At 29.4% G+C, this 21,634-nt stretch carries 17 protein-coding genes; 6 read left to right on the top strand and 11 right to left on the bottom strand.

From position 1 onward, the window contains the following. Positions 1–8: 8 nt before the first annotated feature. The 7 genes from IEW75_RS13090 to IEW75_RS13060 form a co-directional block, all read right to left on the bottom strand. The gene (locus IEW75_RS13090; RefSeq protein ID WP_229714461.1) at positions 9–407 is read right to left on the bottom strand and encodes a c-type cytochrome; all 399 of its coding nucleotides are present in this window, start codon (positions 405–407) and stop codon (positions 9–11) included. Between the two features lie 80 nt (positions 408–487). After that, entirely contained in the window at positions 488–1,375 is an 888-nt protein-coding gene (locus IEW75_RS13085; RefSeq protein WP_134249158.1) for a hypothetical protein, read from the bottom strand. Positions 1,376–1,396: 21 nt separating this feature from the next. Further along, a complete protein-coding gene (gene nrfD, locus IEW75_RS13080) occupies positions 1,397–2,740 on the bottom strand; it encodes an NrfD/PsrC family molybdoenzyme membrane anchor subunit (protein ID WP_134249157.1) in 1,344 nt (447 codons plus the stop codon). A 17-nt stretch (positions 2,741–2,757) separates the two neighbouring features. Beyond that, the gene (locus IEW75_RS13075) at positions 2,758–3,744 is read right to left on the bottom strand and encodes a 4Fe-4S dicluster domain-containing protein (protein WP_134249156.1); all 987 of its coding nucleotides are present in this window, start codon (positions 3,742–3,744) and stop codon (positions 2,758–2,760) included. A gap of 295 nt (positions 3,745–4,039) precedes the next feature. Next, on the bottom strand, positions 4,040–4,891 hold the full coding sequence (locus IEW75_RS13070) for a DUF5777 family beta-barrel protein (RefSeq protein WP_134249155.1): 852 nt from the start codon (positions 4,889–4,891) through the stop codon (positions 4,040–4,042). Positions 4,892–4,908: 17 nt separating this feature from the next. Next, on the bottom strand, positions 4,909–5,292 hold the full coding sequence (locus tag IEW75_RS13065) for a c-type cytochrome (RefSeq protein ID WP_134249154.1): 384 nt from the start codon (positions 5,290–5,292) through the stop codon (positions 4,909–4,911). Between the two features lie 154 nt (positions 5,293–5,446). After that, positions 5,447–6,487 (bottom strand): hypothetical protein, encoded by a 1,041-nt coding sequence (locus IEW75_RS13060; RefSeq protein ID WP_134249153.1) that lies wholly within the window; start codon positions 6,485–6,487, stop codon positions 5,447–5,449. Positions 6,488–6,889: 402 nt separating this feature from the next. Here IEW75_RS13060 and IEW75_RS13055 point away from each other — a divergent pair, with 402 nt between their 5' ends. Further along, positions 6,890–8,218, top strand: a complete 1,329-nt coding sequence (locus tag IEW75_RS13055; RefSeq protein ID WP_134249152.1) for a dihydrolipoamide acetyltransferase family protein — start codon at positions 6,890–6,892, stop codon at positions 8,216–8,218. 132 nt (positions 8,219–8,350) lie between these two features. Beyond that, a complete protein-coding gene (locus IEW75_RS13050; RefSeq protein ID WP_134249151.1) occupies positions 8,351–9,631 on the top strand; it encodes a mechanosensitive ion channel family protein in 1,281 nt (426 codons plus the stop codon). Positions 9,632–9,853: 222 nt separating this feature from the next. Here the strand turns inward: IEW75_RS13050 and IEW75_RS13045 are convergent, their stop codons facing one another. The 4 genes from IEW75_RS13045 to tsaD all read right to left on the bottom strand — a co-directional run bounded on the left by IEW75_RS13045 (position 9,854) and on the right by tsaD (position 14,095). Next, on the bottom strand, positions 9,854–10,222 hold the full coding sequence (locus tag IEW75_RS13045) for a heavy-metal-associated domain-containing protein (protein ID WP_134249150.1): 369 nt from the start codon (positions 10,220–10,222) through the stop codon (positions 9,854–9,856). A 64-nt stretch (positions 10,223–10,286) separates the two neighbouring features. Next, positions 10,287–12,515, bottom strand: a complete 2,229-nt coding sequence (locus IEW75_RS13040; RefSeq protein ID WP_134249149.1) for a TonB-dependent receptor — start codon at positions 12,513–12,515, stop codon at positions 10,287–10,289. 78 nt (positions 12,516–12,593) lie between these two features. Next, complete coding sequence (locus IEW75_RS13035; RefSeq protein WP_134249148.1) at positions 12,594–13,007, bottom strand: HYC_CC_PP family protein; 414 nt, start codon at positions 13,005–13,007, stop codon at positions 12,594–12,596. A gap of 53 nt (positions 13,008–13,060) precedes the next feature. Further along, positions 13,061–14,095 carry a tRNA (adenosine(37)-N6)-threonylcarbamoyltransferase complex transferase subunit TsaD gene (gene tsaD, locus IEW75_RS13030; protein WP_134249147.1) on the bottom strand — a complete coding sequence of 345 codons (1,035 nt, stop codon included), beginning with the start codon at positions 14,093–14,095 and terminating at the stop codon, positions 13,061–13,063. A 143-nt stretch (positions 14,096–14,238) separates the two neighbouring features. On the opposite strand from tsaD, the gene IEW75_RS13025 reads away from it, so the two are divergent. The 4 genes from IEW75_RS13025 (at position 14,239) to gap (ending at position 21,597) form a co-directional block, all read left to right on the top strand. Then, positions 14,239–18,594 carry a translocation/assembly module TamB domain-containing protein gene (locus tag IEW75_RS13025; RefSeq protein ID WP_134249146.1) on the top strand — a complete coding sequence of 1,452 codons (4,356 nt, stop codon included), beginning with the start codon at positions 14,239–14,241 and terminating at the stop codon, positions 18,592–18,594. Positions 18,595–18,618: 24 nt separating this feature from the next. Next, positions 18,619–19,521 (top strand): nucleotidyltransferase family protein, encoded by a 903-nt coding sequence (locus tag IEW75_RS13020; RefSeq protein ID WP_134249145.1) that lies wholly within the window; start codon positions 18,619–18,621, stop codon positions 19,519–19,521. Positions 19,522–19,582: 61 nt separating this feature from the next. Then, positions 19,583–20,569: a 6-phosphofructokinase gene (gene pfkA, locus IEW75_RS13015; RefSeq protein ID WP_134249144.1), complete on the top strand. Its 987-nt coding sequence runs from the start codon at positions 19,583–19,585 to the stop codon at positions 20,567–20,569. Between the two features lie 35 nt (positions 20,570–20,604). Beyond that, entirely contained in the window at positions 20,605–21,597 is a 993-nt protein-coding gene (gap, locus tag IEW75_RS13010; protein ID WP_134249143.1) for a type I glyceraldehyde-3-phosphate dehydrogenase, read from the top strand. The last annotated feature ends 37 nt before the right edge of the window (positions 21,598–21,634 follow it).

Genomic DNA, 21,634 nt, shown 5'->3' with positions numbered 1-21,634 from the left:
CCATTGGATTATTCAGCCATAGTTCTCATGTAGTGAACTGTAAGCCACATATCTTCCTCTGTCATTTTCTTTTCGAAGTTTGGCATATCTAAACGTCCAATATAACTTTTGTAAAAAATAGCTCCATCAGATTGTGCTTGAAATTCTTCAGAAGAAAAATCTCCTAATGCTCCATCTACTTCATCAGCTTTAGGTCCATCTCCATATCCTTCTTTACCGTGACAAGATTTACAGTGTTTAGAATATAAATTTTTACCTAAAGAAATATTTTCTTTTGAAGCTTCTTCAGGGTTGGTCATTTTTTCATATTTAGCAGGTACTTTCCATTCCTCTTGATCCATAGATTTGAATGCAAAAAGTCCTAAACTAATTATTCCGATAATCATTAATGTTTTTAGTGTTTTCATTTTAAATTTTAATTTTTGTTTGTTATACAATAAATATCAAAAAAGGTGCCATAAAGTTATTTGATAAATTTAATTATCTCTTATTCCTTTTTTAATTCTAATTCTTTTCCTTCTTTTTTAATGTTAAATAAATTTACAGCAGTGTATACATAGTTTGCCCATACACCTACTAATAAAATTGTTAATACAATATACATCCAAATTGGTGCAGCCTCGGACCATAATTTATTACCTTCTTCAATTGATGCTGTTTTAAATGTACCCCAATTTATAGATTTTTGTTGAATTATATTACCAAAATCATCATTATCTGAAATAATTGAATATACTATAATATCACCATTTGCATCACCAGGGATATCTGTAGGAAATTCAAATTCAAATTCACCATCTTCAATAGTTCCTTCTTCTAACTTCATTTTGGAGATCATTCCATTAACAGAAATTACTATATCGGCCTCTTCTAAAGGAATTTCAACACCTAAGCTGTCTATAGTAAAAGCTTTTACCAATACAGTTTTTACGCTGTCAATTTCTTCTAAATTTAACTCTAGGTATAAATTTTTAACATGAATTTCGTCTTCCTCCTCGTCTAATCCATCAGATCCTTCAAATTTAGCTATAAAGTTAATATACTCATCTTCATCAGTTGTGTAATTGTGATTTTCAGGAACTGTAAGTTGAGCTATACCTTCTTTTGAAGTTTTTGCTGTACCTAACAGGTTAGCTTCGTTGTAAAATTTAATTTCTGCGTCAAAAACAGGAACTTTATCTTTTCTGTCTTTTTTGTTTTGTCCTATAAAACTAACTTCAAGTAATCGAGAATTATCGGGTTGCTTAACAGTTTTAAATTTAAACCTCATTCTATAGTTGCTTGCATCTTCTTCTTGTGCAAATCCATTGAAACTGAATAATAATGCAATAATAAATGAAGTAATTAATTTATATTTTAAGATGTTAATTTTCATAATTTCTAACTTTTATTATTGTTACTCAGTTATAATCTTTTTGAAAGTTTTTTTACTCTTATTTTGTTCTCTCTCATTATCTATTATTCCAGACATTGGAATAACAGGTACAAGTTTCATAATTAAAATAAAGAACAATATAAATGCAGCAACTCCAGCAAAACTTAAAGCCCATTCAATCCAAGTTGCCGTGTAATGAATAAATTCTTCTCTTGTATCTTGAATTGGCAAATATGGAGTTTCTAAAGTAGGAACAACAATTAAATACCTGTTAAACCATAGTCCAATTACAGCAATAACGGCTGCAAAAGTAATTGATTTAATCGTTCTTAATTTTTTGAAAAATAAAATGACAAGAGGTACTAATACACCAATATAATTAGCAAAAATAAACATCCAAAAATATCTTGTAAATAAAGTATTTAAAAGATTGGCATCAGATATTTTATGGCTAAACCAGCGAGAAAAATATTCGCTAAATGTAAAGTAACCAAACAATAATGAAATTATTAAAAGAACAATACCTGCACCAATAAAATGCACTTTTCTAATATAGTGTTCTAAGTTGTAGTATTTTCTAATAAGATACATAGCTATAATAATTACTCCAATTCCTGAGTATAAACCAGCAATTATAAAGTACGGAGCAAAAATAGAACTGTTCCAACCTGGTTGTAAGGTTAAACTAAAGATCCATGCAAGTACAGAATAGGCAACAATTGCTAATGCAATTACCATTGCAGACATTGTACGTGTTATTTTATGCAATTTTTCTCTTTGAGTTGGTGTATCTTGATAACCAATAGCTAAATATTTATAAACTTTTTGTCTCCATTTAGAAGCGTTTTCACTATTATCTCTAAGAATTGCAAAGTCAGGAATAAATGTTAGATATAAATAGATAAAACAACCTATTAAATCTGTCATAATAGCTATAATATCCCAAGTAATTGGTGATTGAATTCTTGGGTACATAAATAAATAATGCAACCTATCTAATCTTCCAATACATAATAAAATAAAGATTGGACCAATAATTAAAGATAAAACAGTAATTATTTCAACAATTCTTGAAACTGAATTTTTCCAAGGAGTTTTAAAAAAATGTAAAACACCTGAAATAAAGGCTCCTGAATAGCTTAAGCATACAAAAAATATAAAATTTATAATGTAAATACCCCAAACTACATTGTCTCTCATTCCTGTAACAATATGGCCTTTAAATAACTGAACAAAAAAGGCATATACTCCTACTAAAATTACGGCTATTAAAAAACCGATCCATATTTTAGAAGTTTTGGTTGTTTTTTCTAACAAAGGAGAAAATTCTTGAGCCAATTCTCTTTTTCTTTTTTCTAGATTCATAATTAAGAGTTTTGAGATTAAATTTTACCTTGTTTTTTTAAATCTTGAACATACGGTACATCTTTGTAACGTTCGATAATATCTTCTTCAACATTGAAACCACGTTCTAAAGGAAATTGTCTATTTACAGCAGGTAAATAATAAACATTAGGTTTAGTACCTAAATGTTCTAAATGACGATAACCTCCACGATCGTTAATCAATTGTGAAAAACGAACTGTTTCTTCACCATTTGTTACAATATCTTCGTTTTTATCACCAAAATAAATTACTCCCATTGGGCAAGAAGATGCACAATGAGGAAGTTTTCCAACACGTAACATATCTGGACAAAAATCACATTTCATAACGGTACCTTCTGCTGCTGGAACACTAGTTTCTGGAGAGTAAGGTTGCGATTTATCATCAAATTTTTCTTTATGTCCCCAGTTAAATTGACGCGCTGAATAAGGACAACTTGTAATACAGAATTTACAACCAATACAACGGTCATTGTCAATTAAAACTATATTATCTTCACGCTTAAAAGTTGCTCCAGTAGGGCAAACAGTTACACAAGGAGGTTCGTCACAGTGGAAACAAGGTTTTGGTAACCAATATGGAGAAGCTTCCGGATTGTCTTGAATTAGTTGAACTTTCATAAACTCCTCGTTATAGTCTAGTTTATGAGCCTTTTGGCAACCTTCAACACATTTTCTGGCGTTTTTACATTTTGCCAAATCAATTACCATTACAAATTTTCGATTAGGTATTCCTTTTCGAGACTCTTCTGGAGTTATAAGCGCTTCTGGATATTGATTGACATTGGTGGCGTCAACTTCAACTATTTTTCCATCTGGAGTTAATAATCTCATTTTTTCGCCAGATTCAGCTACTTCTTCGTCTTGAACAGCTAAGTTTGATATTAAAGAAGCACCTGCTACAGCAGTAACACTAGACATTAATCCTAACTTTAAGAAATTTCGTCTATTTGTGCTTTTTTTTTCGTTTTTATTGTTTTCCATAATATTAAAATCTATACGAGAAATTATGTTAAATTTTCTTATGTAAAGTTAGTTACATAGTGATTATTACACAATGACTTATGTCAGCATATATAAAACCACAATAATTTTCTTTCGAAGAGAATTCAAAAGAAATTAGATATTAATTTGATTTAAATAGTTGCGTATCAGGAAGTGCAATAAAATAAAACAAATTAGTTTAATATTCAAAAAAAAGAAACAGACTAACAAATCTAGGAAAATCAATTGGGGTGATTTATTTAAATGTTAGTCTGTTTATTTGCATAATCTTTAATTAAAAATTGTAAATTCTTGTAATGTTAAACCCAATTAAGAATTCACCATTAAAGAAATCATTTTGGTTATACATATAATTTTTTTGAGCAACAATTCCATTATTGTTTGATAAGAAAATCTGGAACTCATGTGCTGAAGTTGCAAATTCAGCTCCTAAACTAAAAAGTGGTTTAGGTTGCATAGCATCAAATTGAGTAATAGGCTGGCTATAATCAATTAAAATAGATGTTTGCGGACTTATTTTAACTCTTCCTCCAAAAGCTATAGAAACCAAATCGTTTTTCATATCAGGATGCACTAAGTTATAATGAGATACACTTGGTGCAATTTGAAATGATACGTTTGGACTAAATCTTTTAGCTATAATTAATTGGTTAAAATAAGAGTATCTATCTTGCTCTAAACTAAATTTATCTTTTTTACGAGCGTCAATAGTAAAGTTTCCATAGTAAGAAACGCTTATTGGCATACTGTTAGAACGTGTTTGTCTTAACAAAGCTACTTTCCAGTTAAAATCTTGTAAACGATTAAACTTTGTAGTACCATAACCAATGGTAAGTCTTTCATGGATACCGTAAGAAAGTCCAATTCTAATGTTGGCGTCTCCCCAAAAACCAGCTAAATCGTTACCAGATTCACTATTAATTAAGCCAAATCTATGTTGCATTTGAACTTCTAATGCATTTTTGCTTAACAAAACGTTACTTGGATTATCTATAATATTAGAACTTTCGAAGGCGTCTCTTTCAAGTTTTTCTTTCACTTTTTTATCTTTACTATCATCTTCTTGAGCAACAGCTATAAAAGGTAATATTAAAAAGATAAAAAGTAATTTTATATAATTTTTCATATTAAATATCTTAAAATTTAGTTATCTAGTGCGCCTTGGTTTATCCAAGCTTTAATTAATTCAACTTCCTCTGCAGATAAACCGCCATGTCCATTGTTAACCATTGTGTAAAGCTTACTTCCACTTGCGTTATTGGCAGTAACATAGTCTGGGTTTAATGCTGAATATGAATTTCCTTCTCTTAAGTCCGGATCCCTGTTATCGCTGTGACAACCAACACAATTTGCAGTAAAAAGTGGTTGAACATCTGTACTTAATGTTATTTCAACATAATTTGGATCTCCTGGATCTGTTGGAATCTCAGGTGGATTTAATATATGTTCAGGAATTTCATCATAATAACATGAGAAGCACAATAAACTTAAGCTGCTAACTAGAACTATTTGCAATAGTTTTTTCATTTGTTTTATATTTTATGTTAATTAACTTCTACTTTTAAATTTCTTAAGTGAAATTTTAAGTTAAGAGAGTTACTCTAAAGCAGTAGTTAGCTTTTTTAAAAGTTCGAGAAAGATTTATAGTTTTCTCGAACTTTTAAAATCTAACTATTAAAAATTATTGAACTACTTGTAAAGCATTTTTTATTAATGCTCTAGCATATGCAGGATTATGAATACCGTGGCTATGATCTTTTTCAACTGTTTTATAATTCCATAATGCTTGTGCAGTTTTAAAAGGAATAGTTTCAGTTTGTACTATTGTATTACCATCTTCATCAATTAAACCTAGTGCTAATAACTCAGCCTTTAAAGCCGCCATATCATCAGCCATTCCAGCTAATTCCGTAGGAACTCCATTAGTGTGACAAGAAGCACAATTATCATAATTTACATTGAAACTATGTAATCCTTCAGAACCATCATCAGAAGGGGCTCCCATATGACAAGTTACACAAGACGCTCCAGTTCTATGAGTTGCAGATTTTGCAGCAGGATATGCTGTTGTTCCACCATCGATTAAAGCTCCTTGAATACCTTCTAACATAGTAGTTTGAGGTCCGTAATGAGGGTAAAATCTTTTGTTTGATTGTAAATACATTCCTGTTCCATCATCAACTGGTGCTTTAGATCTTGGTTGGTGACAAGAAATACAGCTATTACTAGCATCACCATAATCAATAACATAATCAGGATCAGTTAAATCTAAAGCAGTAGGTTCCATAGATCTTAATGCAAAATCATGTCCATCATTTTCAAAGTCAAATGTACTGTGGCTTGAGTGACAAGTTGTACAACTAATAGCCGTTGGGTTTTCTATAGCAACTGCAGGTTTTCCTGTAATGTAATTGATAAATCCTTCATTAGAGTGACAACGTGAACAGGAATCTCTACTTCCTGCGTAAGCAACAGCTCCACCAGCAGCATGTCCTGATTTTTCATAAGTTGCCTGAACGGTTTCTCTATGGCTTGTGTTATGACAAGCAATACAAGATGCTGTTCCGTCTACACCGTCAACACCGTCAATACCATCAACGCCATCTGTACCATCAATTCCAGCAATTCCTTGAGGACCTGCAATAGGGTCACTTGTACATTGAATAAACATTAAACTTGATGCCAAAATCATCAAGAATCCTATTAATTTTAAATTTTTCATAATATTAGATATTTGTTTGTTTTAAATCTGTTATAAATTTAAGAACAAGAAGAGAGTAATATTATGATTTAAGTCATAGTTTTTAAATTTATATTAAACTGTAAATCAATACAATGTGTCTTATTTAGAATCGTTTAAATTAATATTATTGAATTTTTCGGCAATACTTGTTACATACCTCTGTAATTATTGTTACAAATTGCAATGTGTAAATCTTTTTGAGTTGTATTGTAATTACATAAAATGAAATTTTTTAGAAATTAATTAAGAGTATAAATAATTTACTAGGTTTTATAAATGGGTTTATTATTAAATTCATATACTAGGTAAGTAGAATAAAACCCTGCATATTTAATATAAGGCCATATTTTTTGTAAATTTGCAAAACTTAAAAAAATCATAATGGCAAAATTTGAAGTAAAACTTCCAAAAATGGGTGAAAGTGTTGCGGAAGCAACCATAACTTCTTGGTTAAAACAAGTAGGCGATAGCATTGAACTTGATGAAGCAATTGTGGAAATTGCAACTGATAAAGTAGATTCTGAAGTTCCAAGTGAAGTTGAAGGAACGTTGGTTGAATTGTTATTTGAAGAAGATAGTGTTGTTAAAGTAGGTGATACTATTGCTATTATTGAAACCTTAGGTGATAATGAAAATGATAGTGCAAATGAGATAATTGCAGAAACTACTAATGAAGCAATTGTGAAAGTTGAAAATGAAGTAAACCAAGCTATTGAAAGCACAAGTATTGAAAAAAAATCTCCTTCTGGTAAATTTTATTCTCCACTAGTAAGAAATATTGCCGAAACAGAAGGTATTTCAATGGAACAATTAGAAGCTATTGTTGGTACTGGAAAAGATAATAGAGTAACAAAGAATGATATTTTAGCTTATTTAGAAAGTGGTAAGCAAAAAGAGCAACCATCTGTTAATAAAGAGGTTATTCCTAAGGTTGCTCCGGAAATAACTTTTGAAAAGAAAGCGATTCCAGTTAAGGCAACAACTCCCGTTTCTGTTAATGGTGGAGATGAAATTATTGAAATGACTCGTATGGGTAAATTAATTGCGCATCATATGATTGAGTCTACGCAAACATCTGCACATGTGCAATCTTTTATAGAAGTTGATGTTACAAATGTTGTTAAATGGAGAGATAAAGTTAAAGATAAGTTTTTCGAACGCGAAGGAGAAAAAATTACCTACACGCCAATTTTTATGCAAGCAGTGGCAAAGGCTATTAAAGAGTTTCCTATGATTAATATTTCTGTAGATGGTGATAAAATTATCAAAAGAAAAGCCATTAATTTAGGAATGGCTGCGGCATTAGCTGATGGAAATTTAATTGTACCTGTAATTAAAAATGCTGATCAATTAAATTTGGTTGGTATGACTAAATCTGTTAACAGTTTAGCAGTTAAAGCACGAAATGGAAAACTTAGTCCAGATGACATTCAAGGAGGAACTTATACCGTTACAAATGTTGGAAGTTTTGGAAGTGTTTTTGGAACCCCAATTATTAATCAGCCTCAAGTTGCAATATTAGCTTTAGGAGCTGTTAGAAAAGTGCCTGCGGTAATTGAAACCGCAGAAGGCGATTTTATAGGGATAAGACGTAAAATGTTTATTTCTCACTCTTATGATCATAGAGTTGTAAATGGCGCTTTAGGAGGAATGTTTATCAAAGCAATTAAAGAAAGTTTAGAAGCTTGGGATGTAAATGCTGAATTTTAAAATATAAGCCTAGACTATTAGGCGTTTTTTAGAGATGTTGGATTTTCAATTTCAACATCTCTTCACTTTTAAAAGGTTTTACATTATACTTTAAAATATATAATTTTTTCAAGAAGCTTAAACAAAAATAATATGATTGATGCTATTAAATTTATAGATTACGTTAATTTTATAAAAGAAGCTTTATTAAATAAAGGAGTTGCTGATTTTTGGGCTGAAACGATAAATCTAGTTATTGTACTTTTTTTAATTACTTCTGTTGCATACTTGCTAGATAGAGTTTTAAGAAAAATAATTATTAAAGCTTTTGATGTATTTTCAGTAAAAACAACAACAACATTTGACGACTTTTTAGTGCAAAGTAAATTTTCTAGATATTTTGCTCATATTATACCATTGTTATTTTTAAAAGGTCTAGTGCCGTTAGTTTTAGCGGATTTTCCTTATCTATTAAAGATTTTTAATGATATTATAAATATTTATGCGGTTGTTTTATTTGTAAAAATTATTAGAAGTTTTGTAAGATCTACCCAACGGTATTTAAGAACTAAAGAGCGTTATAAAGACAAACCCTTAGAAAGTTATGCGCAAGTTGTTATGATATTTTTATGGGGGTTATCATCCTTTTTTATTGTATATCAAATAACAGGACAGGATATTTTAAGTTTTGCAACCCTGGGTGCTGCTTCTGCAGTAATATTATTAATTTTTAAAGATACTATTTTAGGTTTTGTGGCATCTATTCAGGTTTCTGTAAATGATATTGTACGTATTGGCGATTGGATTGTTTACACTAAGTTTGGTGCAGATGGTACGGTTACAGACATAAACTTGGCAACTGTTCGTGTACAAAATTGGGACAATACTTTTACTACAATACCAACATATAGTTTAATTTCAGATTCTTTTCAAAACTGGAGAGGAATGCAAGAATCTGGCGGTAGAAGGATAAAGAGAGCTGTGCTAATTAAACAATCTTCAATAAAATTTTTAACCACTAAAGAAATAGACAATCTAAAAAAAATACATTTGGTAACAGAATACCTAGATAGAAAATATAATGAAATTACAGAACATAATAAAAAAATTGGTGCGGATAAATCTGTTTTAATAAACGGAAGAAACTTGACTAATTTTGGTGTTTTTAGAAAATATTTAGATGCATATTTAGCACAAAATTCTAATGTAAGTAAAGAGTTGTTTTCTATGGTAAGGCAATTAGCACCAACTTCAAAAGGTATTCCATTAGAAATTTATTGTTTTAGTAGTAATAAAGAATGGGCAAACTATGAAGCTATTATGTCCGATATTTTTGACCATATTATTGCAGCAATTCCTTACTTTGATTTAGAATTTTTTGAAGAACCAACGGGTAAAGATTTAAGCACATTTGTTAAACAAATTAAGAAATAAATAGAATTTTTTATCATTCTTGCGAAAGTATGAATTCTTACCAAATTTAAATAAAGAAACTTGAACTAAAAAGAATTCCCATTAGCAATGTTTGGATATCTGCCTGCTCAGGTATGATAGTAAAAACATGTATTGTTTTTTTGGTGTATTTCAAAATCCAAATTATTTTTAACCTAACAGGTTTTTTAGTCCCGTTAGGTTTTGTAAAATAAAAGAATTTATTTAGTGATCTTGTGTTCCATATTGTGGATTTACGCGATCATATTTACAGCAACCGTGTAAATTATTATAAGCTTCATCTGTAGCTTTTACTTTTTTAGTATCGTGCCCAACAGCTGCAATGTTTTTATGAATAGTGAGTTCATCAACTTTACGTTCATCCATAATTAAAGATAGTTGATGCGTTTCTATACTCCAACTGCAAAATTTTACACCTTTAGTTTTTAAAACGGCTTTTTCTATGCGGTCTTTACACATTTCACAAATACCATTTACTTCAAAAGTAATTTTAGCGTTTTTATTTTTCTTTTGTGCTTGTGTTGAAACTCCTATAAAAAGAATTGCAATAATTAATAATGTTTTTTTACTCATGTTGTTTACATTTTTGTTTCTGTATTCGTGATTTTTCTTTGAAAAGTTCATGTTTAAAATTTATTTATTCAATATTAAATCTAATTCCCGTGTAATACATTGCACCAAGTACTGAAGAATATACAATACTTGAGTCAAAATTTGTACCAAATGGATTGTCAGCTCCTAAAATAGGAGTTTTTTGTTGGTGATTAGTTAAATTTTCACCTCCAAGATACCATTCAAAACGAGGAGAAAAAACTTTAGTAATCTGTGCATTCATACTAATATGTTTAGCTGCATATTCTGGTAATTGATAAGCTGCAGTATAAATACTTGTATCTGGTAAACGTTGTTCACTTTGCCAATTATAAGTATAATCAAATTTCCAATTTCCACCTTTTTCAGTTTGATGTGTTTCATAAGATAAATTAGTGAAAAAGCGGTTTTTAGGTTGCATTGGTTGTTGTTTTGAACCAGAAATATAGCCGTTTTTTATATCTTGATATTTATAGGCAGTTTTTATACTAAAATGTGTAAACGGACTATAATTTACTTCAAATTGAAAGCTATTTGCTTTACTATTTGATGTTGCATTGTAAAACGAAATTTCTGAAGGGTTTTCCATATCTACAATAATTTGTTCGTTAAAATCGGTTTTATAAAAATCGAAAGTAATGTCTCCTTTTCTATTTAAGAAATCGAATTTTTGAGTAAATGAAGCGCCATAATTCCAAGCAATTTCAGGGTTTAAACCATAATACTCACCATTATTGTTTACAATTTTTAGGGTTCTGTTTGTTCCAAATAACCATTGGTTTTCAGCAAAAATGGCAGCACTCTTTTTTCCTCTTCCTAAAGAAACACGGAAAGTTCCAGTATCCCAAGGTGTATATTTTGCATGTAGCCGAGGTGTTATAAATGTTTTTAATAAATTATGATGATCTATTCTAACGCCTGCAGATAGACTTAAATTATCTAAATTATCATAATTATATTCAAAAAACGCACCAACAGATTTTTCGTTTCGTTTGTAATTTGTTGTTAAAACCAGTTCGTCAAAATTATCAAAAGTAGTGCTAATTCCAGTAGCAAATTTATTACGAGTATCTGAAATTATAGAATTGTAAATTAAATTTGCATATACACTCTTATGATTTATTTCATATTCTTTTAAACCAAAATAAGAGTCTTGATTGTGATAACTGTAGGCAATCTGTAAACCAAAAGTTTTGTAAGGCAATTCAGGAAAAACATATCCTATTTTTGCTGAAGTTTCAAAGCGTTCTGTTGCTATTTCACTTCCCCAAAAAGAAGTTGTTTTTTTATGAATATCTGGGTTAAAATCTATTTCTCCAGTTGTTTTTGCATCATTTAAATAACGTAAGTTTATAAAACTAACCCATCCTTTTTCGGTGTTGGTGTATTGCCAACGGTTCATAATATTCACTTGTTTTGTAAGTGGAGCGTCTAAAAAGTCGTCCTTATTATCGTCAATTTTTTTATCTCTCAAATTTCCATGAAGATACAGTCCAGTATCCCATTTATCAGAAACTTTTGTGTTAAAATGCGTGTTTAATTCTAACCTTCCATTAAGAGAACTATAGGCATTTACAAAAACGTTTTTATCGGTTGAAGGTTTTACCAATTCAGCATTAATTTGACCAGTTATACTTTCATAACCATTTACAACGCTACCAGCTCCTTTTGTAATTTGGATGCTTTCAACCCAAGTTCCTGGTGTAAAAGTTAATCCATATGTTTGCGCAGCACCTCTAATATTTGGAATATTTTCTTGAACAATTTGTATATATGGACTTGTTAATCCCAGCATTTTAATTTGTTTTGTTCCAGTAAGCGCATCACTATAATTTATATCTATTGAAGGATTTGTTTCAAAACTTTCTGCTAGGTTGCAACACGCGGCTTTTAAAAGCTCTGCCTTGTTTACATTAATTATGTTTTTTACCACATAACTTACTCTATTAGAACTTTTTCTTCTAGTTTGAATACTAACTTCATCTAATTGATTATCCGCAACTAAAACAATGGTTGTTTTGCTTATTTTGTCTACAGAAAGTTTTTGTGTTTCATAACCTATAAAACTAACAACCAGCTGCTTGTTATTTTCTAAGGTTTTTATTGAAAAACTTCCATTTTCGTCTGAATTTGTTCCTACTTGAGAGTTTTCCCAATAGATACTTGCGCCAAAAATAGGTGCATTATTTGTATCTAAAATTGTTCCTTTAAAAGTTTCTTGACTATATACTATAAAGGGAAATAGTATTAATAGTAAAATAATATTTTTTGACATTTATATTTTCTTAATAATTGATAAGTAGCCAATACTTGCATAAAGGCATATAGGTGTTCTTTTAAAAAGAAGCTGTTATCAAATTAAGAATGTTTGAAAAAGTACTTGTTTATTTAAAACAAGTGAAGGTGGAGAAAAATCCTTATAATATTTTTTTGAAGTAGTTACACTAGTTAAATTTTGAATAAAACTAAAGTAAAATGAACTTAAAAATAATATTTGACTTTTTGTTATTTTAACTGAGTTTGTATAATCAAATAGTTGAACTTTTTTAAAAGTAGTTTCATTTTTACAACAATCTTCTTCTGAAAAAATTAGTTTATTAGATTGTGCTAGAAAGGTTTCAGAGTCACAGCAATTTTCAATTCTTTCAGTTGAAATAGTAACTAAATTATCACCACAAAAATGTTTGTAAAGAGAAAATGAAGATGTAGATAACAATAAAATTGTTACCATTACCAGAGCTGTTATTTTTCTAAAAAAATCTTTCATTGCATCAAAAATACAATTTAGAATTAAAATAAATAGTAAAAATTTTATAAAATTTATTGTTCATTCACTTTTAATCTCGCAGTTGCAATTATCGTATCTTTAGAAAAGTTGTTATCTAAATATTTTAAATAACCAGTAATGGCAATCATTCCAGCATTGTCTGTAGTATATTCAAATTTTGGAATATACGTTGTCCAACCATACTTGTGTTCTGTTTCTTTTAATACTTTTCTAATTTCTGAATTAGCACTAACACCACCGGCAATTGCAACATGATTTATTCCTGTTTTTTCAACTGCTTTTTTAAGTTTGTCAAATAAAATTTCAACAATTGTGTATTGTATTGAGGCACAAATATCGTTAAGGTTTTCTTCAATAAAATTTGGATTCTCTTTTACTTTTTTCTGAATAAAGTATAAAATACCAGTTTTTAATCCGCTAAAGCTAAAATTTAAATCTGCCATTTTTGGTTTTGTGAACTTAAAAGCAAGTGGATTTCCAAGTTTCGCATATTTATCTACTAATGGTCCACCGGGATAAGGCAATCCTAAAATTTTGGCAGATTTATCAAAAGCTTCACCAACAGCATCGTCTAAAGTTTCACCAATTACTTCCATAGTAAAGTAATCTGTAATTTTTACAATTTGCGTATGGCCACCACTAATGGTTAAACACAAAAAAGGAAATGGAGGTTTTTGCTGATTTTCCTCATCAATAAAATGTGCTAATACGTGACCTTGCATATGATTTACGGCAATTAGCGGAATGTTTAAAGCCAACGAAAGTGACTTTGCAAAAGAGGTTCCAACCAATAAAGAACCCATTAATCCAGGTCCGCGCGTAAAAGCTATGGCATTTAAGTCTTTTTTGTCGATATTTGCCTGTTGAATTGCTTGTTGAATTACAGGAACAATATTTTGTTGATGTGCACGTGAAGCTAATTCGGGAACAACACCACCATATTTGGTGTGAATTTCTTGATTTGCTACAACATTTGAAAGTATTTTTCCGTTGCATATAACAGCAGCGCTTGTATCGTCGCAAGAAGATTCAATACCGAGTATGTAAATTGATTTATTTTTAATCATAATTTAACAAATAAAGGCACGAAAATTGCCATAAAAATGCAAATTTAGCGCATATCAAACGAATAAAAAAAATAGGACCTAAAATTTTACTGATACTGTTACTTTTTTTAGTAATAGTAAGTATCTTATTATCTATTCCTAAAGTGCAAACAAGTTTAGGAAAATCAGCAACAAATTATTTAAGAAAAGAGTTTAATGTAGATATTAATATAGAAAAAGTGAACCTAGCTTTTTTAGGGGATGTACAATTAAATAGCATTTTTATTAGAGACCATCATTTAGATACTCTTGTGTATGTTGATAATTTAACAACATCTATATTTAGTTACAAAAACATTATAAATAATAAATTAGAATTTGGTCAAATTGCACTAGACGATTTTGTTTTAAATATTAAAACATATAAAGATGAAGACGATGATGCGTTAACCGTTTTTGTTGATAAATTTAACGATGGAAATGAAAGTGATAAACCTTCGGGTTTTCTATTAACTGCAACCAAATTAAAACTTGTAAACGGCTATGTAGCAATTTCTGATGAAAATTCGGAGAATGATAATCCATTATTTTTTAAAAATATAAATGGTAAAACAACTAATTTTAAAATTGCAGGTCCAAATGTTTCAACTGAAATAACAGGGCTTAGTTTCGTTGAAAATCATAATTTAAAAATTGAAAACTTGTCTAGTGATTTTACGTATACAAAATCTTTTATGCGTTTTAAAAATACATCTTTAAAAACTAAAACATCTTCAGTTTTAGCAGATATAAACTTTACGTATAATCGTGAAGATTTTTCAGATTTTAATAATTTAGTAACTATTAATGCCACCGTGCAAGAAGCTACGGTATCTCTTTTAGATCTTAAAAAATTTTATAGTGAATTTGGTACGGATGATGTGTTGCATTTTTCTACTAAAATTAATGGAAAATTAAATGATTTTGTTGCGAGTGATTTACAACTAAAAACCGATAAAAATGCACTTATTTATGGGGACTTAAATTTTAAAAATATCTTTAATCAAGAAAATGGTTTTTCAATGAATGGAGATTTTACAAATTTAACTTCAGACTATAATCATTTAAAAATAATGTTACCCGAAGTTTTAGGAAATACATTACCATCAACATTTAAAGAAATAGGAAGATTTACATTAAGCGGAAACACCTACATTACTCCAAATTTGATTGATGCACAATTAACTCTAAAAACAGATTTAGGAACTTCAATATCTGACCTTGTTTTGACAAATATAGACAATATTGACAATGCTTCGTACAAAGGATATATTAAAGTTGTAGATTTAAAATTGGGTAAAATAATGGGCGATAGTCTTGTTGGTTTGCTGTCTATGGAAGCCAATATTGATGGAAGTGGATTTACATTAGAAAACTTAAATACTTCAGTAAAAGGAAAAGTATCTAAACATCAATATAAAAACTATACTTATAAAAATATTAGTTTAAACGGTATTTTTAAAAACATGCATTTTGATGGTGAAATGGAAGTAAATGACGATAATATAAAGTTGAATTTTAATGGATTAGCAGATTTATCTAGAGATATTTACACATTCGACTTTAAAACAACTGTAGATTATTGCGATTTAAATACTATAAACCTTTTTAAAAGAGATAGTATTTCAAAAATAAAAGGCGATATAGATATTCAAGTTAAAGGAAACTCTTTTGATGATTTGGTAGGAACAGTTGACTTTAAGAATTCGCTTTATCTAAATCAGAAAGGGAATTACTTTTTTAAAGATTTTAATATAACGTCTTCATTTTTAGATAGTATTAGAACAATTACGATTAATTCTCCAGAAATACTTACCGGAAGAATTGAAGGGAAATTTAAGTTCAACGAATTAGGTAAATTGGCCCAAAATTCTATAGGTAGTATTTACTCAAATTACAATCCATATCAAGTAACACCCAATCAAAATTTAAATTTCAGATTTTATATTTTTAATAAAATTGTTGAAGTTTTTTATCCAGAAGTAATTTTAGCCCCAACAACCACAATTAGAGGATCTATTAGTTCTAATAATAATTTGTTCAAATTAAATATAAAATCACCTAAAGTTGAGGCTTTTACTAATGTTATTAGCGAATTAAATTTACAAATAGACAACAAAAACCCATTATTTAATACACAGCTTACCATTGATGAAATTAAATCTGATTATTATGATATTTCTAAACTTCATTTAGTGAACATAACCTTAAGTGATACATTATACTTTAGAACCGAATTTATTGGAGGTAAAGAGAATACAGAGAAATTTGATCTCTCTTTTTACCATACTTTTAATAAAGAAAATAAATCCGTTTTTGGGTTACAAAAATCAAACTTTATTTATAAAAATAATATGTGGGTTATTAACCCTGAAAATAATTTAAAAAACAAAGTTGTTTTCGATAGTAAAACAAAGTTATATTCCATCGATCAGTTTTTAATTGCCTCAAAAGGTCAGAAAATTGAGTTTCAAGGAACCATGCAAGATACAATAAGTAAAGATTTTAAATTTAACTTTAAAAATGTTAAACTTTCAAACATTACACCAGATGTGGACAGTTTAAAGCTTAGAGGAATTATAAATGGAGCCTTAAATTACAATCAGTTTAAAAAGCGATTAAAACCAACAGCAAATTTAACTATATCCGATTTTAATATTAATAATTCATATCAGGGAGATTTAAAAGTAGGTATAGAAGGAAAAAATTCAATGACAGAATATGCTTTAAACGTCTCATTAAAAAGAGATAATAGCATTAGTTTTTCGGCAGTTGGAGAATTAGATTTTACTCCTGAAAAACCAATTCTAGATGTAATTGTAGATTTTGAAGAATTTAAACTAGACGCATTTAGTCCACTTGGAGAAGATGTTTTTAACAATATTAGAGGCTATGCGTATGGTAATGTGAATGTAACAGGGCAACTTAACAACCCAAAAATGACAGGCGAATTATATTTAGACCAAGCAGGTCTTTATTTTCCATATTTAAACGTAGATTATTTGTTTGAAGGAACAAGTGTTATTACATTAGAAAACCAAACTTTTAATTTAGAAGATGTTCAAATAAAAGATACTCAAAATAATACAAAAGGAGCTTTAAAAGGTACAATATCTCATAAATACTTTGATAATTGGGCACTTAATTTAGAGCTAAATACCAGAAACTTATTAGTTCTAAATACAGAAGAAGAAGAGACATCTTTATATTATGGTACTGGATTTCTTGCAGGAAATGCATCCATAATTGGACCAACCGATAAATTGGTAATAGATGTAGTTGGAAGAACTAATAAAGGCACTCGTTTTGTAATTCCAATTAGTGATGTTAAAACAGTATCAGCATCAGAATTAATTAGATTTGTTAGTAAAGATAAAGATGTAAATGAAATAGAAAGTAGAAGAGCTTTTATTTCAGAAAAATTAAAAGGTTTATCTATTAACTTTAATTTAGAAGTAACAAAAGATGCTGAGGTAGAAATGGTACTAGATAAAGCAACGGGAAGTTCTTTAAAAGGAAGTGGAACAGGAAATTTACAAATAGAATTAGATACCAAAGATAAGTTTGATATGTATGGTGATTTTATAGTAGATAATGGTATCTATAATTTTAAATATGGAGGTATAATTAACAAACCATTTAATGTTAAAAAAGGCGGAAGTATATCTTGGAGTGGAGATCCATTTACCGCAGATATTAATATTGAAGCAGTATATAGAGTTTCCGCAAATCCAAAATCACTTTTAGAAAATATTACAGCAAATAGAAAAATACCAATCGATTTAATTACACGATTTTCAGGTGAATTATTTGATTCTGAAAGAACCTTTGACATAGAAATTCCAAATTCTAGTTCTACAGTAGCATCTGAGTTAGCCTTTAAATTAAATAGTAATGATGACAATAGTAAAACAAGACATTTTGTGTCATTATTAGCTTCAGGAGCATTTTACAACGAAAGTGATTTAAGTGTTAATACAAGTGGTTTGGTATATGGTACAGCATCCGATCTGCTTTCAAATGCATTTGATAATATTGTAAATAAAGGAGATAATAAATTTAAATTAAAACCAGTATATACTTTTGGTGAAAAAAATAGGATAGATAATTTAAATATTAACGATCAGTTTGGTTTTAATTTTGGGTACGAAATAAATGATAGAATATTAATAAATGGAAAGGCAAGCGTACCAATAGGTTCTAAAGAACAAACGAGTATCATAGGTGAAGTAACCATAGACTTTTTGTTAAATGATGCAGGTACTCTAAGATCTTCAATTTTTAACCGCCAAAACGAAATTCAATATTCAGAACAGGATGAAGAAGGTTATACACAGGGAATTGGTATCAATTACCAAATAGATTTTGATAATGGAGCCGAACTATTAGAAAAATTAGGTTTGAAAAAGAAAAAAGAAATTGACTCTGTAAATACTAAAAAACCAGTTGTTAAAGAGTCTAAGGCAAGTAAAATAAATTAATATAAAATAATAATTTTTTAAAAAATGGACAAACCAACATTAGTAATATTAGCCGCAGGAATAGGAAGTAGGTATGGAGGGTTGAAACAGTTAGATACATTTTCTGAACAAGGTGACACTATCCTAGATTTTTCAATTTATGATGCTATTCAAGCTGGTTTTGGAAAAGTAGTTTTTATTATTAGAAAAAGTATTGAAGCAGATTTTAAAGCTTTCTTCAATCCAAAATTAGAAGGTAAAATTAAGGTTGAATATGTTTTTCAAGAAATAGATACTATTCCAGAAAAATATAGAGATAATAACCGCAAGAAACCCTGGGGAACTGGACATGCCTTATTAATGGCAAAAGATGTTATATCAGAAAATTTTGCAGTTATAAATGCTGATGATTTTTATGGAAGGGCCGCATTTGTGGGGATTGCTGAGGTACTTAAAAATACTGATAAAAATTCAAGTAATTTTAATATGATGGGATATGTGTTAAAAAACACTATTTCAGAATATGGTTTTGTTTCGAGAGGTGAGTGTAATGTAAATAAAAACGGATTCTTAACAGGGATTACAGAACGTACACATATTGAAAAAATTGAAGGAAAATTAAAATTTAAAGAAGCCGATGGTGTTTTAAAACCAATATCAGAAGATACTATAGTATCTATGAATTTCTTCGGATTTACACCAAAATACTTTGAGCTTTCCGAATCTCTATTTGAAGATTTCTTAAAAGATAATTATAAAGAACCAAAAGCAGAATTTTTCATTCCTTTGGTAGTTAACCATTTGATTGTTAGTGGAACAGCATCAATGCAGGTTTTAAAATCAGATGCTAGGTGGTTTGGCGTAACGTATATAGAAGATAAAGACTATGTTACTTCAGAAATTCAAAAATTAAAAGATACAGGAGTTTATCCAAAAAACTTATGGTAATTATTAATTTTTTATTTTACTAAATTGCGTCCAAAATTTAAAGTACTTTTGAATTTCACTTATGGGAAAAAAAATTGAAAAAATAGGCGTGCTTACCTCAGGAGGTGATGCGCCAGGAATGAATGCTGCAATTAGAGCAGTTGTAAGAGCATGTGCATATTATAATATTGAATGTGTTGGGGTTTACCGAGGTTATCAAGGTTTAATAGAAGGAGATTTTAAAATGCTAACAGCTCGAAATGTTAGTAATATTATTAATAGAGGAGGAACAATTTTAAAATCTGCCAGATCTAAAGAATTTAGAACTAAAGAAGGTAGAGAAAAAGCTTATAAGGAAATAAAAAAGGCAGAAATAGATGCGCTGGTTCTAATTGGAGGTGACGGTACATTTACTGGAGGTATGGTATTTAATCAAGAATTTACCCTTCCTTGTATTGGAATTCCAGGAACCATTGATAACGATATTTGTGGAACTAATTTTACAATTGGTTACGATACAGCTTTAAATACAGTAGTTGATGTAATTGATAAAATTAGAGACACTGCAAGTTCACATAATAGACTGTTTTTTGTTGAAGTAATGGGAAGAGATGCCGGATTTATAGCTTTAAATGCAGGTGTTGGTGCTGGTGCAGAAGAGATTTTAATTCCTGAAGAAGATTTAGGTTTAGATAGATTATTAGAATCCTTAAAAAGAACCAAAAGATCTGGTAAATCATCTAGTATTGTTGTGGTCTCTGAAGGAGATAAAATTGGGAAGAACGTTTTCGAATTAGCTGATTATGTTGAAGAACATTTGCCACAGTATGAAGTGAGAGTTTCAGTATTAGGTCATATGCAACGAGGAGGAGCTCCAAGCTGTTTTGATCGTGTTTTAGCAACAAGATTAGGGGTAAAAGCGGTTGAATTACTATTAGATGGAAAATCTAATTTAATGGTTGGGTTAATAAATAATAAGGTAGAAACAACAGATTTAGATCACGCTGTAAAAGGGCAACACGAAATAAATAAAGAATTACTGCGTGTTAGCGACATAATGTCAATTTAATACTACTATTTTTCAATAATACCTTATAGAAATATATGATAAAAATTGGTATAAACGGTTTTGGAAGAATAGGACGATTAGCATTAAGATCTATAATTAACAGACCAAATATTCAAGTTGTTGCAATAAATGATTTAATTGATATTCATCAATTAGCATATTTATTAAAATTTGATTCTGTTCACGGGCGTTTTAAAGGAACTGTAACGGTTAAAAAAGATGTTTTAATTATTAATGATAAACCAATACGCATTACTTCAGAAGCAAAACCAGAAAATATTAAATGGGATGCTTTAGATGTTGATTTTGTAATTGAATCTACAGGCTTTTTTACAAATAAAAATAATGCTGCATTGCATATTAAAGGAGGTGCAAAAAAGGTAGTTATCTCTGCACCTTCAAAGGATGTTCCAAATTTTGTAATGGGTGTTAACCATACTAAATTGTCTAAAAACGATTTAATATTTTCAAACGCTTCTTGTACCACTAATTGTTTGGCTCCAATTGTGAAGATTTTAAATGATAATTTTGAAATAATTGAAGGTTTAGTAACTACGGTGCATGCTTCAACTTCTAGTCAGAATGTTGTTGATGGTTTTTCTGAAAAATGGAGAAGAGGTAGAGCAGCCTTAAATAATATGATTCCGACCTCTACAAGTGCTTCAGAAACATTGATAAAAATTATACCTGAAATGGAAGGTAAAATTTTAGCAATGGCAGTTAGAGTTCCTGTTGTAGATGTTTCATTAATAGATGTAACGGTTCGGTTAAAAAAAGCAACTTCTTATAGCGAAATTAAAGCTGTAATGAAAAATGCCTCTAAAAATGAATTAAAAGGAATTTTAGGTTATACAGAAGATGAAGTAGTTTCTCAAGATTTTGTTTCAGAATCTAGAACTTCTGTTTTTGATGCGAATGCAGGAATGGAATTAAATGAAAATTTCTTTAAAATAATTTCTTGGTATGATAACGAGTTTGGTTATGCAACCAAGATAGTCGATTTAATTGAATATTCAGATTCACTTTAATAAGGAATTCTACTACTTTTGTAGTAATTAAAATATA

Origin of the sequence: Lutibacter litoralis (assembly GCF_014646675.1) — a bacterium.
GTDB classification, from domain to species: Bacteria; Bacteroidota; Bacteroidia; order Flavobacteriales; family Flavobacteriaceae; genus Lutibacter; species Lutibacter litoralis.
Note: the sequence above shows the minus strand (reverse complement) of the source record. Positions and strands in the feature narration are given on the sequence as shown.

Bases quoted from the DNA above. Each gene is read 5' to 3' on its own strand.
- IEW75_RS13065 (WP_134249154.1), bottom strand. From the start codon at position 5,292: ATGAAAAAACTATTGCAAATAGTTCTAGTTAGCAGCTTAAGTTTATTG.
- nrfD (WP_134249157.1), bottom strand. From the start codon at position 2,740: ATGAATCTAGAAAAAAGAAAAAGAGAATTGGCTCAAGAATTTTCTCCT.
- IEW75_RS13045 (WP_134249150.1), bottom strand. From the start codon at position 10,222: ATGAGTAAAAAAACATTATTAATTATTGCAATTCTTTTTATAGGAGTT.
- tsaD (WP_134249147.1), bottom strand. From the start codon at position 14,095: ATGATTAAAAATAAATCAATTTACATACTCGGTATTGAATCTTCTTGC.
- IEW75_RS13050 (WP_134249151.1), top strand. From the start codon at position 8,351: ATGATTGATGCTATTAAATTTATAGATTACGTTAATTTTATAAAAGAA.
- pfkA (WP_134249144.1), top strand. From the start codon at position 19,583: ATGGGAAAAAAAATTGAAAAAATAGGCGTGCTTACCTCAGGAGGTGAT.
- IEW75_RS13055 (WP_134249152.1), top strand. From the start codon at position 6,890: ATGGCAAAATTTGAAGTAAAACTTCCAAAAATGGGTGAAAGTGTTGCG.
- IEW75_RS13090 (WP_229714461.1), bottom strand. From the start codon at position 407: ATGAAAACACTAAAAACATTAATGATTATCGGAATAATTAGTTTAGGA.
- IEW75_RS13020 (WP_134249145.1), top strand. From the start codon at position 18,619: ATGGACAAACCAACATTAGTAATATTAGCCGCAGGAATAGGAAGTAGG.
- IEW75_RS13060 (WP_134249153.1), bottom strand. From the start codon at position 6,487: ATGAAAAATTTAAAATTAATAGGATTCTTGATGATTTTGGCATCAAGT.
- IEW75_RS13070 (WP_134249155.1), bottom strand. From the start codon at position 4,891: ATGAAAAATTATATAAAATTACTTTTTATCTTTTTAATATTACCTTTT.
- IEW75_RS13035 (WP_134249148.1), bottom strand. From the start codon at position 13,007: ATGAAAGATTTTTTTAGAAAAATAACAGCTCTGGTAATGGTAACAATT.
- IEW75_RS13085 (WP_134249158.1), bottom strand. From the start codon at position 1,375: ATGAAAATTAACATCTTAAAATATAAATTAATTACTTCATTTATTATT.
- gap (WP_134249143.1), top strand. From the start codon at position 20,605: ATGATAAAAATTGGTATAAACGGTTTTGGAAGAATAGGACGATTAGCA.
- IEW75_RS13040 (WP_134249149.1), bottom strand. From the start codon at position 12,515: ATGTCAAAAAATATTATTTTACTATTAATACTATTTCCCTTTATAGTA.
- IEW75_RS13075 (WP_134249156.1), bottom strand. From the start codon at position 3,744: ATGGAAAACAATAAAAACGAAAAAAAAAGCACAAATAGACGAAATTTC.